Here is a 15,016-nt window from a genome sequence, read left to right on the forward strand (position 1 = left end):
GGGTCTCCGCCCGGCACGCCGAGAGCACGCACCAGACGCCGCGGAACCCGCCCTCCGGGCGGACGACGAGACTTTGCGGACACGACCTAGGGGGCGTCCGGCTGCGACGGCTGGGAGCGTCCGGCTGGGACGGCTGGGGGCGTCCGGGTGTGGCGCCCGGGAAACTCCGGGGACGGCTTCCGGGAGACGCGGGGGGTGCACTCCCGGCAAGCGTTCCGGCGGCGGGCACCGCGCACCGCACCCCTTCGCGTGCCCGGCGCGCGTCCGCGCCCGCCGACGCGGTGGGCACCGCGCCCCCGCCGCGGCGCCCGGCGCGTGTCCGCGCCCCGCTCCGCCCGCGCTACGCGTCCGTGTCCCGGAACGCGGAGACCGCCGCCTTCGCCGCCGCCTCCACCAGCGCGACGCCCCTGGCCTTCGTCGTGCTGCCGTACGACAGCGCCGCCACCAGATAGTCGCGCCCGTCGACCGTGATCCGCCCGATGCTGTTGACATCCCACAACCCGGTCGTGCTGCGCGCCAGCCACCCGTTCTTCAGCGCCCACCCGGACTCGGGGGCTGAGGCCGCCGCCGAGACACCCCAGCGCTGCCCCGCGGCTATCCGGCCCATCAGCGTCCGCAGATACGTCCGCGAGGCACTGCCGAGTTCCGAGTCGTCCCCGAACACCTGCCGCAGCAGGACGAGTTGGTCGGCCGCCGTGGTCCGCGTCAGCCCCCACAGGCCGCCGTCCCCGCCCGTCGTCCCGGTCAGCCCGAAGCGGCGGTTGGCGGCATCGAGTCCGGCCGAGCCCCCGATGGCGTTCCACAGCGCCGTCGCGGACGCGTTGTCGCTGTCCTCGATCATCGCGGTGGCGTACGTCCGCTCCCGCGCCGTCAGCCGCCGGTCCGCGTCCTGCGCCTGGAGCAGCAGCGCCGCGAGGATGTCCACCTTGACGATGCTGGCCGTGTCGAAGGCGCCGTCCCCGTACGCCGCGCCCGCACCGGACGCCATGTCCAGCACGGCGACCGAGACGTCGGCACCGTCCTCGACGGTCACCGACCGCATGGCCCCGGCCAGCAGCGCGTCCCGGTCCGCCGAAGGCTCCGACGCGGGTTCCACCGACGCCTCCTCACCGGTCGCCGGCGACACCGTGGTTGACGCCGAAGACGATACGACCCCCGCGTCGGCGTGCGCCTGGGCCTTCACGTGGGTGGTGCCCGCCGCCGTGGCACCCACCAGCACGGCGGACGCCAGCACGGTGCAGAGGAAGGGGCGGCGTCCGCCCGGCCGGACACGCAGGCGAGCTCTGTGGGAGTCCATGCCCGCGATGCTGGGCGCCCGGCCTGTGCACACCGTGGGACGGAGGTGAGACACGCGTCAGGGAAGGCTGAGAAACGCGTGAGCGGCACTCGCGCCGGGGCGCGGGGCCGCGGATTCCCGGCCCCACCCCACCGATAGGGTCGTGACCGTGGCGAACAAGAACATTCCCGACCCCGGCTTCTCCGACGACGACGGCTCCGCCGATCCCCGGCTCAGCGCGGCGCTCGCGGCCTGGGCCGAGGACCGCACCGCGGTGACCCCGGTCCTGGAGGCCCTCAAGGGCGCCCGGCTCCTCGTGCCCGTGGTGGCCGTCCTCGGCGAGGTCGAGCAGGACGAGAACGGGCTGCGCCACGAGAAGACCAGCGACATGGCGGTGCCGACCCTGAAGGCCGGGAACCGCACGGCCCTGCCCGCGTTCACCTCCACCGAGTCGCTCGCCCGCTGGGACCCGCAGGCCCGCCCCGTCGCCGTACCCCTGCACCAGGCGCTGCGGGCCGCGGCGCACGAGAAGGCCGACACGCTGCTGCTCGACCTCGCGGGACCGGTGCCCTACGAGCTGACCGGCCCCGCGCTGCTCGCGCTCGCGGAGGGGCGGACGAACACGGACCCGCTGCACGACCCGGCCGTCGCCGAGGCGGTACGCACGGCGCTGGCCGCCGAGCCCGCCGTGCTCCGCGCCCACCTGGGGCCCGGCGGCGGGGACGGCACCCTCGCCCTCGTCCTCGACCCGTCCGCGGCGCCCGCCGAGGCCGTCCGCGCCATCGCGGGGCGGCTGGCGGCCGACGAGACACTGAGGGCCCGCCTGGTGCGCGGTCTCGACCTGGCACTGCTGCCGGCCGAGGCGACGCTTCCCGGCGAGCCCCTGTACGTACGGGACGCGTGAATCAGCCGTAGACCGGACCCGTGTACTTCTCGCCCGGGCCCTGGCCGGGCTCGTCCGGGACGAGCGACGCCTCGCGGAACGCCAGCTGGAGCGACTTCAGGCCGTCGCGCAGCGGCGCGGCGTGGAAGGAGCTGATCTCGGTCGCGCTCGCGTCGAGCAGCCCGGCCAGCGCGTGCACCAGCTTGCGCGCCTCGTCCAGGTCCTTGTGCTCCTCGCCCTCCTCCGTCAGGCCGAGCTTCACGGCGGCGGCGCTCATCAGGTTGACGGCGACCGTCACGATCACCTCGACCGCGGGGACCTCCGCGATGTCGCGGGTCATGGTGTCGAAGTCGGGGTTCTGGGGAGGGGTGTCACTCATACCTGACACGATAGGTCCATGGCGGACGTGCTCCCGACGCAGCCCCCGCCGCCCCGGTTAGCCGTGTCCCGCCGGAGCTGCTAACCTTGTGTAACGACCGGTCGGACACTCCTGTGTTCCGGCCCACAAGTGGAGGCTCCGAACTCCCACCCGACCGTCCCCCGGGACGGCGGGTCACCCGGTCAGGCGGCCCCCATCGTTCCGTACGGACGATGGAGTCGCCCGAAGCGCGCCCCGCGGTTGACCGCGGCGGTGCTCCGGTAGTCCTTGGAGCCCCGCCTGTGTCCCGTCCGGGGCATTTTTCATGTCCCGCGATGGTTGGTCCCAGTGTCATCAGAGACATACGCGGCTGTCCGCCAGACCGCCGTGTGGTGCTACCGAGGAGGATCCATCAGCGCCGAGCCCCGCATCAACGACCGGATTCGCGTTCCCGAAGTGCGACTTGTCGGTCCTAGCGGCGAGCAGGTCGGGATTGTTCCGCTTGCCAAGGCCCTTGAGCTTGCTCAGGAGTACGACCTCGACCTGGTCGAGGTGGCGGCGACAGCTCGCCCGCCCGTCTGCAAGCTCATGGACTACGGGAAGTTCAAGTACGAGTCGGCCATGAAGGCCCGTGAGGCGCGCAAGAACCAGGCGCACACGGTCATCAAGGAGATGAAGCTCCGGCCGAAGATCGACCCGCACGACTATGACACGAAGAAGGGTCACGTCGTCCGGTTCCTCAAGCAGGGCGACAAGGTCAAGATCACGATCATGTTCCGTGGTCGCGAGCAGTCCCGGCCGGAGCTCGGCTACCGACTGCTGCAGCGTCTCGCTTCGGACGTCGAGGACCTCGGGTTCGTCGAGTCGAGCCCGAAGCAGGACGGCCGAAACATGATCATGGTTCTCGGCCCGCACAAGAAGAAGACCGAGGCGATGGCCGAGGCCCGCGAGGCCCAGGCGGCCCGCAAGGCGGAAGCGAAGGCCAATCCGGGCAAGTCGCAGAACGCCGCGGAGAGCGACATCGACGGTGAGGACCTCACCGATGACGTCGAGACCGACGAGGCTCCGGCCGAGGCACCCGCCGAGGCCTGATCCCAGGGCGACGGCCCCGGGGCACCCAGGACGAGAGTCCGGGGGCCCAGGGACGGCAGTTCGGGGATGTCAATCCATACATATGACGTTCCGACGTGCCCGGTTTCGCGACCGGGCACCGGAGCGCCACTGACGAGGAGAGAACGGCGCTATGCCGAAGAACAAGTCGCACAGCGGTGCCAGCAAGCGCTTCAAGATCACCGGCTCCGGCAAGGTGCTCCGCGAGCGTGCCGGCAAGCGCCACCTGCTCGAGCACAAGTCGTCCCGACTGACGCGTCGCCTCACCGGCAACGCCGAGATGGCCCCGGGCGACGCCAAGAAGATCAAGAAGCTTCTCGGCAAGTGACGTACGGGCGCTCACGCGCCCCGCGTCTGGACCGGGACCCTATCGATTTCGGGCCGTGTGACCACATCCACGGCCCCGCTACAAGGAGTTAAAAAGTGGCACGCGTCAAGCGGGCAGTCAACGCCCACAAGAAGCGCCGGGCGATCCTCGAGGCGGCCTCCGGCTACCGCGGTCAGCGTTCGCGCCTGTACCGCAAGGCCAAGGAGCAGGTCACCCACTCCCTGGTCTACAACTACAACGACCGCAAGAAGCGCAAGGGCGACTTCCGTCGGCTGTGGATCCAGCGCATCAACGCTGCGGCCCGCCAGAACGGCATGACGTACAACCGCCTCATCCAGGGTCTGAACGCCGCCAACATCGAGGTGGACCGCAAGATCCTCGCGGAGCTGGCCGTCAACGACCCCAACGCGTTCGCCGCGCTCGTCGAGGTCGCGCAGAAGGCGCTGCCGTCGGACGTCAACGCGCCGAAGGCCGCCTGACACCTGGCGCTGGCGTGAGCCGGTAGTGCATCGGACCCGCAGGCCGTCACGGCCTGCGGGTCCGACTGCGTCCGGAGCCGCCGCGACCGCGCCGGGTGCGCCGGTCCGGCACCGCCGGGCTCACCGCCGCGGCCGGCAAGACGTCCCCGCACTGCCGGGGAAGACTCCGCACCCTCCATGAATCCCGAAGGTGAACCCATGCCCGCCGCCACCGAGTTGATCTCTCCGCGCTCGCCGCGTGTGTCCGCCGCCCGGCGGCTGGCCAGGCGGAACTTCCGGGGCAAGGAGCGGCTGTTCCTCGCCGAGGGGCCGCAGGCCGTGCGGGAGGCGGCGGCGCACCGGCCCGGCGGCGACGCCACGCTCGTGGAGCTGTTCGCCACCGTGGAGGCGGCCGACCGGTACGCCGGCATCGTCGGGGACGCCCGGGCCGCGGGCGCCCGCCTGCACCTCGCCGACGAGGACGTGATCGCCGACATCTCGACCACCGTCACCCCGCAGGGGCTCGTCGGCGTCTGCCGGTTCCTGGACACCCCCTTCGAGGAGATCCTGGCCGCCCGGCCGAAGCTCGTCGCCGTACTGGCCCACGTGCGGGACCCGGGGAACGCCGGGACCGTCCTGCGCTGCGCGGACGCCGCCGGCGCCGAGGCCGTCGTGCTCACCGACGCGTCCGTCGACCTGTACAACCCCAAGGCCGTACGGGCCTCCGTGGGCTCGCTGTTCCACCTGCCCGTCGCCGTCGGCGTGCCCGTGGAGCGGGCCGTCCAGGGGCTCAGGGACGCCGGGGTGCGCATCCTCGCCGCCGACGGGGCGGGAGAGGACGACCTCGACGACGAGCTGGACAAGGGGACCATGGGCGGGCCCACCGCCTGGGTGTTCGGGAACGAGGCCTGGGGACTCCCGGAGGAGACCCGCGCCCTGACGGACGCCGTGGTGCGCGTCCCGATCCACGGAAAGGCCGAGAGTCTGAACCTCGCCACCGCCGCAGCCGTATGTCTCTACGCGTCCGCCCGTGCACAGCGCGCCTCCGGAGGGTGCCGCTCCGTCACCGAGAGCTAGTAGGGTGACGGGCTCGGGGGCCCACTGCGCCAGACGAGAGGTGGGGTACGGGGATGGGTGTCGGCACGAGGAGAGCACCGGGGGCACGGGACCTGCGCGGCACGCCCGCGGCCCGGCGCGGTGAACTCGCCGAACTCGGAGCCGAGTCGGGCATCGGCCCGGACGACCTGCCGGACGGACTCGTCGTCGCCGACGAGCACGGCCACGTGATCTGCTTCAACGCCGCCGCCGCCCGGATCACCGCGGTGCCCGCCGCCGACGCCCTCGGGCGCCGGCTGGAGCGGGTCCTGCCGCTGGAGGACCTCGAAGGCCGCCGCTGGTGGCAGCTCACCGACCCGTACGGCGGCCTCGCCATCCGGGTCGGACAGCCCGAGCGGAACCTGCTGCTGCCCGGCGGGCGCGAAGTGCTGGTCTCCGCCCGCTACGTGCGCACCCGGCCCACCGGCCCCGTCCGCCGCGTCATCGTCTGTCTGCGGGACACCGAGGCCCGCCGCCGCACCGAGCGCAGTCACGCCGAGCTGATCGCCACCGTCGCCCACGAGCTGCGCTCCCCGCTCACCTCGGTCAAGGGGTTCACCGCGACACTCCTCGCCAAATGGGAGCGCTTCACCGACGACCAGAAGAAGCTGATGCTGGAGACGGTGGACGCCGACGCGGACCGGGTGACCCGGCTCATCGCCGAACTGCTCGACATCTCCCGGATCGACTCCGGGCGCCTCGAAGTGCGCCGCCAGCCCGTCGACATCGGCGCCGCCGTCGGCCGCCACATCCAGGCGTACGTCGCCGCGGGCCAGCCCGCCGAGCGTTTCCTGCTGCGCATCCGGCATCCGCTGCCCGACCTGTGGGCCGACCCCGACAAGGTCGACCAGGTGCTCAGCAACCTCCTGGAAAATGCCGTGCGCCACGGCGAGGGAACCGTCACCATCGACGTCACGCCCTCGGCGTCCCCGCGCGACCGTGCGGACGACGACGGCACGGCGCACGCAGCCACGTCGGTCACCGTGAGCGACGAGGGCACCGGCATCCCGGAGGAGTCCATGAACCGCGTCTTCACCCGCTTCTGGCGGGGCAGCAAGCGCGGCGGCACCGGGCTCGGGCTCTACATCGTCAAGGGCATCGTCGAGGCCCACGGCGGCACCATCACCGTAGGCCGCGCGCCCGGCGGCGGCGCCGAGTTCCGATTTACGCTGCCCGTGGGCACCCCGGCGTACCTCCTCTAACGCCGCACGGGCCCCACGGGCGCAGCCGCAGAGAGCCTGCCCGGACCGCCCAGTCGGGGAGAGGCTCCCACCCCCGTTAGACTCGGCCTTTGGCACCTTTGCGTCCCCGTTTCAGGGACGATGCGTCCCCCCGAGTCGGGACGGGGACCATCCGCCAGCCAACCGGAAGCACGGGAAGAGATGTCGGCACCGAATAAGTCGTACGACCCTGTAGAGGTCGAGGCCTTGAAACCGGAAGAGATCGAGCGCATGCGGGACGAGGCGCTCGCCGCCTTCGCGGCCGCCGGCGACCTCGACGCGCTCCAGGAGGCCAAGGTCGCCCACACCGGCGGCGCCTCGCCGCTGGCCCTCGCCAACCGAGAGATCGGCGCGCTGCCCCCGCACGCCAAGGCCGAGGCCGGCAAGCGCGTGGGCCAGGCCCGCGGCGCCGTGAACAAGGCCCTCGCCGCCCGCCAGTGCGAGCTGGAGGCCGAGCGCGATACCCGGGTCCTGGTCGAGGAGGCGGTGGACGTCACCCTGCCGTACGACCGCGTACCGGCCGGCGCCCGCCACCCGCTGACCACGTTCATGGAGCGGGTCGCGGACGTCTTCGTGTCCATGGGATACGAGATCGCGGAAGGCCCCGAGGCCGAGGCGGAGTGGTTCAACTTCGACGCCCTGAACTTCACGCCCGACCACCCGGCCCGGCAGATGCAGGACACCTTCTTCGTCCAGGGCCCCCGGGGCACGGACGGCGACGAGTCCGGTGTCGTGCTGCGCACGCACACCTCGCCGGTGCAGGCCCGCGCCATGCTCGACCGTGAGCCGCCCGTCTACGTGGTGTGCCCCGGCCGGGTCTACCGCACGGACGAGCTGGACGCCACGCACACCCCGGTCTTCCACCAGATCGAGCTGCTGGCCGTCGACGAGGGCCTGACCATGGCCGACCTCAAGGGCACCCTGGACCACATGGTCCAGTCGCTCTTCGGCGCCGACATGAAGACCCGGCTGCGGCCGAACTACTTCCCCTTCACCGAGCCGTCCGCCGAGATGGACATGCTCTGCTACGTCTGCCGGGGCGCGTCCGTCGGCAACCCCGACCGGCCCTGCCGCACCTGCTCCAGCGAGGGCTGGATCGAGCTCGGCGGCTGCGGCATGGTCAACCCGCGTGTCCTCGTCGCGTGCGGCGTGGACCCGGAGAAGTACAGCGGATTCGCCTTCGGGTTCGGCATCGAGCGGATGCTGATGTTCCGCCACAACGTGGAAGACATGCGAGACATGGTCGAGGGTGACGTCCGGTTCACCCGGCCGTTCGGGATGGAGATCTGATGCGGGTCCCGCTTTCCTGGCTGCGGGAGTACGTCGACCTGCCGGCCACCGAGACCGGCCGCGACGTGCAGGCCAAACTCGTTTCCGCCGGCCTGGAGGTCGAGAGGGTCGAGCAGCTCGGCACCGGCCTCAAGGGCCCGCTCGTCGTCGGCCAGGTGCTGACCATCGAGGAACTGGAGGGCTTCAAGAAGCCCATCCGCTTCTGCACCGTCGACGTCGGCCGGGCCAACGGCACCGGTGAGCCCCAGGAGATCGTCTGCGGCGCCCGCAACTTCGCCGTCGGCGACAAGGTCGTCGTGGTCCTCCCCGGCGCCGTGCTGCCCGGCGACTTCGCGATCGCCGCGCGCAAGACGTACGGCAAGACCTCGCACGGCATGATCTGCTCGGGCGACGAGCTGGGCATGGGCGACGACGGCTCGCACGGCATCATCGTGCTGCCGCCGGAGTACGAGCCCGGCACCGACGCCATCGAGCTGCTCGAGCTCGTCGACGAGGTCCTCGACATCGCCGTCACGCCCGACCGCGGCTACTGCCTGTCGATGCGCGGCGTGGCCCGCGAGACCGCCATCGCGTACGGGCTGCCGCTGCGCGACCCGGCGCTGCTCGACGTGCCGGCGCCGAACGCGTTCGGGCACCCGGTGCGCGTCCTGGAGCCGCGGGGCTGCGACCGCTTCACCGCTCGCACGGTCACCGGCCTCGACCCCGAGGCGCGCTCCCCGATCTGGCTGCAGCGCCGCCTGCAGAAGGCCGGGATGCGTCCCATCTCGCTCGCCGTCGACATCACCAACTACGTGATGCTGGAACTCGGCCAGCCCCTGCACGCGTACGACCGCTCCCGCATCCAGGGCGCGATCGGCGTGCGCCGGGCCGAGCAGGGCGAGCGGCTCACCACCCTCGACGGCGTCAAGCGCACGCTCGACGCCGGGGACCTGGTGATCACCGACGACCGCGGGCCGATCGGCCTCGCGGGTGTCATGGGCGGCGCCGACACCGAGATCGACGACACCGAGGGCACCACCACCGAGGTCGTCGTCGAGGCCGCGCACTTCGACGCGATCTCCGTCGCCCGCACCGCCCGCCGGCACAAGCTGGCCTCCGAGGCGTCCAGGCGCTTCGAGCGCGGCGTCGACCCGGAGGCCGCCGCGGCCGCTGCGCAGCGCACCGTCGACCTGCTCGTCCTCCTCGCCGGCGGCACCGCCGACGCGGGTGTCACGCAGATCATCGCCCCGTCCGCGCCGCACACCATCACGATCCCGGCGGACCACCCGGACCGGGTCGCGGGCGTCGAGTACGGCCGCGAGACCGTCGTGCGCCGCCTCCAGGAGGTCGGCTGCGACGTCTACGGGCAGGACGAGCTGATCGTCACCGTGCCCTCCTGGCGTCCCGACCTCACGGACCCGAACGATCTCGCCGAAGAGGTCATCCGGCTCGAGGGCTACGAGAACCTGCCCTCCACCCTGCCCAAGCCCCCCGCGGGCCGCGGTCTCACCGACCGGCAGCGGATGCACCGCCGGTTCGGCCGCGCGCTGGCCGGCGCCGGATTCGTCGAGGCGCCGAACTACCCGTTCCTCGGCGAGCACGTCTTCGACCAGCTCGGACTGGACGCCGACGACCCCAAGCGCAAGGTCGTCAAGCTGGCCAACCCGCTCTCCGACGAGGAGCCGGCGCTCCGCACCACGCTGCTGCCGGGCCTGCTCGGCGCGCTGCGCCGCAACGACGGCCGGGGCAGCCACGACCTCGCGCTGTTCGAGACCGGTCTCGTCTTCCACCCGCGCGAGGAGCAGCGCGTCGCGGTGCGGCTGCCCGTCGACCGCCGCCCCACCGACGAGGAGATCGCGTCGCTGACCGCCGCGCTTCCCGTCCAGCCCCGGCACGCCGCCGTCGTCCTCGCGGGCGCCCGCGAGCAGGCCGGCTGGTGGGACAAGGGCCGGCCGGCCGACTGGGCCGACGCCGTCGAGGCGGCACGCACCCTGGCCCGGGAGGCGGGCACCGAACTCCTCGTCCGCACCGGCCAGTACGGGCCGTGGCACCCGGGCCGCTGCGCCGAGCTCGCCGTGGTGACCGACGGCGCCGAGCAGGTCGTCGGGTACGCCGGTGAGCTGCACCCGCGGGTCGTCAAGGCGCTGGGCCTGCCCGCGCGCACCTGCGCGGCGGAGGTGGACCTGGACGCGCTGGAGCAGGCGAGCGCGGGGCTCCCGAAGGGGCCGCACATCTCGTCGTTCCCGGTGGCCACCCAGGACGTCGCGCTGGTCGTCGAGAAGTTCGTCCCCCACGCGGACGTGGAGGCGGCGCTGCGTGAGGGCGCAGGTGAACTCCTCGAGTCCATCCGGCTGTTCGACGTCTACGAGAGCGAGCAGCTCGGCGAGGGAATGAAGTCCCTGGCCTACGCGCTGCGGTTCCGGGCCGCCGACCGCACCCTGACCGTCGACGAGGCCTCCGCGGCCCGTGACGCGGCCGTCGCCCTGGCGGCCCAGCGCACCGGGGCGGTGCTGCGCGGGGCGTGACCGTGCCGGGTCACCGCTGGTGACCCAGGTTGACGGGGAGTGAGGGGCGCGTCCGGATTGCCGGATGTGTCCCTCACTCGTTCGGGTGACAACTGCGGGCGATCTGGTCCGATCGGGGCATGCGGTCGAAAGAATCGGACCGGCCCCGGGGGTGTCGACGGACACCCCGGGCCATTCTGCGCAGTCAGGGCCTGATGGGGGGCCGTCGGCATGATCCGTATCAAGGCTGGGGCGGTCCGCAGGGTGTGGCCCCGGAGGCACTCCCGGCCGTCGGGGCGGACGGCTTTCCCGGCGCGGGGCCGCCGGGGCGAGCCGGGGACCCGGCTGACGCGCGCGGTCCGCCGGGCCGGGCCACGAGCGCGGCTGACGCGCGCGGTCCACCGGAGCGACCGGCCGCCCGCGCGCCGGACCGTCCGCCGTGCCCTGTCGATGGGGCTCCCCATGCTCTGGGGCGCCGGCGCCGTCACGTACAAGCTGAGCTGCCCGCTCGCCCAGCAGACCGGGCTCGGTGCCCGGATCGTCACCAGCGCCGTGTTCTTCGTCGTCGGCACGGGGCTCGTCGTGCACGTCCGGCGGACGCTGCTGCGCGAGCTCCGGCAGATCCGCAAGGTCGCCGGTGCCGCGCAGAGTGTCCTGCTGCGTCCGCCGCCCCCACGGATCGGCGGCCTCGACATCGCCGCGGCCCAGCTCTCCGCGGAGCGCGGCGCCGTCGTCGGAGGCGATCTGTACGAGGTGACAGCCACCGAGTACGGGGTACGGGCCGTGATCGGAGACGTCCGCGGCCACGGCCTCGGCGCCCTCACGACGGCCGCCGCGGTCCTCGGCAGCTTCCGCGAGGCCGCGCACGACGAGCCCGACCTCACCGGGGTGCTCACGCGGCTCGACCGTGCCCTGGCCCGGCATCTGCGGGAGCGGGCGAGAGCCGAGCATCCCTCGGCGGGTTCCGAGCCCGACAGCCCGGTCGCGGAGGAGTTCGTCACCGTACTGCTCCTGGAGATCCGCTGCGACGGCGAGCTGCGCGTCCTCAACTGCGGTCACCCCTGGCCCTATGTGCTGCGCGGCGACCCGGCCCCGGGCGGAGCGGCCGTCCGGGTCGAGCCGCTCTCGTGCGGCGAACCGCTGCCGCCGCTCGGCCCGTTCCCGCTCCCGGCCGATCTGACGCCGTCAGCCCACGGGCGGCTGCTGCCCGGTGACGCCCTCGTGCTGCACACCGACGGGGTCGAGGACGCGCGGGACGCCCGTGGCCGGTTCTTCTCGCTGTCCGCCGCGCTCGCCGAGTGCGTCCGTACGCGGCCCGTCTCTCCCCAGGCCGTGCTGGGTGCCGTCTTCGCCGGGCTGCGGCGCCACAGCGGCGGCCCGCCGACCGACGACGCGGCGCTGCTCGTACTCCACAACGCCCGTCAACCCGCCCCACGCCAGGGCGAGCCCGTGGGGCACCGCGCCCACCCCGTCGTGTGAGCTCGGCGCGCCGTCCGCCCCGCCGCGGAGTGTCGGGCAGGCGGCCGGGCGGACGGCGCGGAAGCGGGCCGCCGCACTGTACGAGGGGGAGCCGGCGGCCCGCCCGGCCTCTTGCGAGGCATTTCAGTCAAGCGGCCCGAAACGCTCCGCAACAGCGCGTGTACAGCGTGGATTCGGGCATTCCGATCACACCCCGTGTGAAGCCGGACGCACTACGCTGTCGGCACCGAGCCATCGGAGGGCCTCCATGCAGCCCAACACTCTGCTCGACGCGATTCTCGACGAGGCCGGGATCTCCCACGCGGGTCTCGCCGCTCACGTCAACCAGGCGGGCCGGGCGCGCGGCCTCGCGCTGCGGTACGAACACACGGCCGTGGCGCGGTGGTTGAAGGGGCAGCGCCCCCGCGGCCAGGTGCCCGACCTGATCTGCGAGGTGCTCGCGGGCCGGCTGCACCGGCCCGTCACGCTCGACGACATCGGTCTCGGCGTGCCCGGCGAGCCCTCCGTCCCGCACGCCACCTCGCTCTCCGGCTTCGTCGAACGGGCCACGGCCCTGTGGCGCTCCGACGAGCAGCAGCGGCCGCACATCCTCGGCGCCCCGGCCGTCACCGGTACGCCCGCCGTGATGCCCGTGTGGGAGTGGGAGAACCCGCCCGAGGACGTCGACGTCTCGCGCGGCGGGCGCCACCGGGTCAAGATGGCCGACATCGAGATGCTCCGCGCGGCTCGCGCCCACTACGAGCAGATGTACCGCAAGGCGGGCGGCGTCGCGACCCGCACCCGGATCGTCGGCTTCCTCAACTCCGAGACCGCGCCCCTGCTGCGCGGCAGCTACACCGACGAGACCGGCCGCCAACTGCACCGCGCCACCGGCGGATTGGTCGCCGTCGCGGGGATCTGCGCCTATGACTCCGACGCGCACGGACTCGCCCAGCGCTACTTCCACCAGGCGCTGCGCCTGGCAAAGGCCAGTGGCGACCGGGGACTTGGTGCCTACGTGATAGCACTGCTCGTCAACCAGTCGCTGTTCATGCGGGAGTACCGGCAGGCCGTCGCCTTCGCCGAGGCCGCGCTGCGTGCCGCTGGCCGGCACATCACCCCGGCGCTCGCCTCCGACCTCTATGCGATGCAGGCCAAGGCGTACGCGCATCTCGGCGACGGCAGCAGCGCGCTGTCCTGCATCCGGCGGGCCGAACTGGCGGCCGAGCGCATCCGGCGCGGTTACGAGCCCGACGAGACCGGCTATGTCCAACCGGGCCTGGTGAACGTACAGGTGGCGGAGGCGCTGCTCAGTCTCGGGGACCTGGTGGCCGCGGCCGAGCACGCCGCGGCGGCGGTGGACACCCCCGCGCACGACCGGGGGCGGGTGCACCGGCTCGCGATGCTCAGCCAGATCGAGCTGCGCCAGGGCAACGCCGACAAGGCGGTGGCGACCGCGGTCCAGATGGCCGAGCAGGCGCGGGGGATGGAGTCCCAGCGACTGCGCGACAGACTGCGGGCGGTACGCGAACACCTGGTGACCAGCGGTTGCGCCGGTACGGCCGAGGCCGCCGAACTCATCGACGGGGCCCTGCGCGTACCGCTGTAGAAGACCCGGACCACCCTGCCGCACGCCCGCGGGGAACCCGTGGGAGCACCTCATGCCGTGCCGGGGAGACGGGCTGACCGTCCCCGCGCGGAACACCGCGCCTGCCGCCGCGCCGTGAGCCAACTGCCGCGAGCCTGCTGCCGCGATGCTCCTGCTGCGATATTGCCATCTACTCGGCGGAAGGTGGCAGAACCGTGCAGTGGACGAAACAGAACGAACAAACTGTGTATGAAAACCGCTGGTTCAGCGTCAATCTCGCAGATGTCGAGTTGCCGGACGGCCGGCATCTCGATCACTTCCTGATAAGGCTGCGGCCCGTGGCCGTGGCTACCGTGGTGAACGAGGCCAACGAGGTACTGCTCCTGTGGCGGCACCGCTTCATCACCGACAGCTGGGGATGGGAGCTGGCGGCGGGCGTCGTCGAGGACGGCGAGGACATCGCCGTCGCGGCGGCCCGCGAACTGGAGGAGGAGACCGGCTGGCGGCCGGGACCCCTGCGCCGTCTGATGAGCGTCGAGCCCTGCAACGGGCTCACCGACGCCAGGCACCACATCTACTGGGCCGACGAAGGCACGTACATCGGGCACCCCGTGGACGACTTCGAATCGGACCGCCGGGAATGGGTTCCCTTGAAACTCGTCCCGGACATGGTCGCCCGCGGTGAGGTCCCGGCCGCCAACATGGCGGCCGCACTGCTTCTCCTGCACCACTTGAGGCTCGGGCAGGACGCCGTGCCCTGATCCCCCCGCGCGTCCTGTGGCCCTAGGGCCTGTCGTTTGGATCAGGCTGGCTGTGACCGACGGTTCGTCCTGACCGACCCGAGCGGGGTCTGGCGCGTGCAGCTGCAAGGCGGAGGAGGGAGTCGACGCGGAGCGTCGGCGACCGACGACAACGCCGCAGATGTGCGTGCCAGACCCCGCGACGCCGGCGTGATCCAAACGACAGGCCCTAGTGGCCGAGGGCCTGCCAGATCGCCACGACGAGGGCGCCCACGGCCGTGACGGCCGCGACCGCGGGCAGCGGCCAACGGGAGTGTTCGAGGGCGACGACCCGTGCGCTCAGGTCGTCGAGCTCCTTGGCGGTCTGTTCGGCACGGTGACTGAGCAGAGCCAGCCCTCCCTCGACGCGCGCGTGCGCCACGTCGAGGCGGCGCCGTAACTCTGCGAGTTCTCCTTGGACCACGGGATGCTCGGGGTCGACGGTCACGTGATCGCTCCTTTGCGTAGTCATCACATCCCTTTCCTGCGCACGGAAAGTCAACTCGCCTGGTGGGTGCGCGGGGAGCGTGTGCGAAGGGCATATGCGAGCCCGGCGCGCACACGGTGTGTGAATGGAGCGGGGCCGGGGGGGGGGAGGGGGGGGGGGACGGTTTCCGGCCCCCTGTTGCTTCAGGGGGGTTCCGGAGAGAAGGAGGGGGGGGGGGTGCGTCCCCCCTGGCCACACCCAAA

The 15,016-nt window shown here is 72.6% G+C and carries 14 protein-coding genes; 11 read left to right on the forward strand and 3 right to left on the reverse strand.

The genetic code is table 11. From position 1 onward, the window contains the following. Positions 1–340: 340 nt before the first annotated feature. The gene (locus tag AC069T_RS34720) at positions 341–1,297 is read right to left on the reverse strand and encodes a serine hydrolase (protein WP_478786529.1); all 957 of its coding nucleotides are present in this window, start codon (positions 1,295–1,297) and stop codon (positions 341–343) included. Between the two features lie 148 nt (positions 1,298–1,445). Here AC069T_RS34720 and AC069T_RS34725 point away from each other — a divergent pair, with 148 nt between their 5' ends. Beyond that, positions 1,446–2,180, forward strand: a complete 735-nt coding sequence (locus tag AC069T_RS34725; RefSeq protein ID WP_478786530.1) for an SseB family protein — start codon at positions 1,446–1,448, stop codon at positions 2,178–2,180. Between the two features lies 1 nt (position 2,181). On the opposite strand, the gene AC069T_RS34730 is transcribed toward AC069T_RS34725, so the two are convergent. Then, entirely contained in the window at positions 2,182–2,538 is a 357-nt protein-coding gene (locus tag AC069T_RS34730; protein ID WP_358855980.1) for a DUF1844 domain-containing protein, read from the reverse strand. 366 nt (positions 2,539–2,904) lie between these two features. Here AC069T_RS34730 and infC point away from each other — a divergent pair, with 366 nt between their 5' ends. The 10 genes from infC to AC069T_RS34780 all read left to right on the forward strand — a co-directional run bounded on the left by infC (position 2,905) and on the right by AC069T_RS34780 (position 14,308). Further along, a complete protein-coding gene (infC, locus tag AC069T_RS34735) occupies positions 2,905–3,609 on the forward strand; it encodes a translation initiation factor IF-3 (protein WP_358855985.1) in 705 nt (234 codons plus the stop codon). Between the two features lie 151 nt (positions 3,610–3,760). Continuing rightward, positions 3,761–3,955, forward strand: coding sequence for a 50S ribosomal protein L35 (rpmI, locus tag AC069T_RS34740; RefSeq protein ID WP_003947156.1), 195 nt, complete (start codon positions 3,761–3,763; stop codon positions 3,953–3,955). A 95-nt stretch (positions 3,956–4,050) separates the two neighbouring features. Beyond that, the gene (rplT, locus tag AC069T_RS34745) at positions 4,051–4,434 is read left to right on the forward strand and encodes a 50S ribosomal protein L20 (RefSeq protein ID WP_358855979.1); all 384 of its coding nucleotides are present in this window, start codon (positions 4,051–4,053) and stop codon (positions 4,432–4,434) included. Positions 4,435–4,632: 198 nt separating this feature from the next. Beyond that, positions 4,633–5,490: a TrmH family RNA methyltransferase gene (locus tag AC069T_RS34750; RefSeq protein ID WP_478786531.1), complete on the forward strand. Its 858-nt coding sequence runs from the start codon at positions 4,633–4,635 to the stop codon at positions 5,488–5,490. Positions 5,491–5,543: 53 nt separating this feature from the next. Next, the gene (locus AC069T_RS34755; RefSeq protein WP_478786532.1) at positions 5,544–6,710 is read left to right on the forward strand and encodes a sensor histidine kinase; all 1,167 of its coding nucleotides are present in this window, start codon (positions 5,544–5,546) and stop codon (positions 6,708–6,710) included. 180 nt (positions 6,711–6,890) lie between these two features. Continuing rightward, entirely contained in the window at positions 6,891–8,018 is a 1,128-nt protein-coding gene (pheS, locus tag AC069T_RS34760) for a phenylalanine--tRNA ligase subunit alpha (protein WP_478786533.1), read from the forward strand. Beyond that, positions 8,018–10,522, forward strand: a complete 2,505-nt coding sequence (gene pheT, locus AC069T_RS34765) for a phenylalanine--tRNA ligase subunit beta (protein ID WP_478786534.1) — start codon at positions 8,018–8,020, stop codon at positions 10,520–10,522. The genes pheS and pheT overlap by 1 nt, the downstream gene beginning before the upstream one ends. Positions 10,523–10,963: 441 nt before the next feature. After that, positions 10,964–11,980 (forward strand): PP2C family protein-serine/threonine phosphatase, encoded by a 1,017-nt coding sequence (locus tag AC069T_RS34770; RefSeq protein ID WP_478786535.1) that lies wholly within the window; start codon positions 10,964–10,966, stop codon positions 11,978–11,980. A gap of 247 nt (positions 11,981–12,227) precedes the next feature. Continuing rightward, positions 12,228–13,568, forward strand: a complete 1,341-nt coding sequence (locus AC069T_RS34775) for a transcriptional regulator (protein ID WP_476752057.1) — start codon at positions 12,228–12,230, stop codon at positions 13,566–13,568. Between the two features lie 194 nt (positions 13,569–13,762). Then, positions 13,763–14,308 carry an NUDIX hydrolase gene (locus AC069T_RS34780; protein ID WP_358854678.1) on the forward strand — a complete coding sequence of 182 codons (546 nt, stop codon included), beginning with the start codon at positions 13,763–13,765 and terminating at the stop codon, positions 14,306–14,308. Positions 14,309–14,516: 208 nt separating this feature from the next. Here AC069T_RS34780 and AC069T_RS34785 read toward each other — a convergent pair whose 3' ends face one another. After that, positions 14,517–14,774, reverse strand: coding sequence for a hypothetical protein (locus AC069T_RS34785; protein WP_478786536.1), 258 nt, complete (start codon positions 14,772–14,774; stop codon positions 14,517–14,519). Between the last annotated feature and the right edge of the window lie 242 nt (positions 14,775–15,016).

Source organism: Streptomyces sp. NPDC043867, from assembly GCF_056435845.1.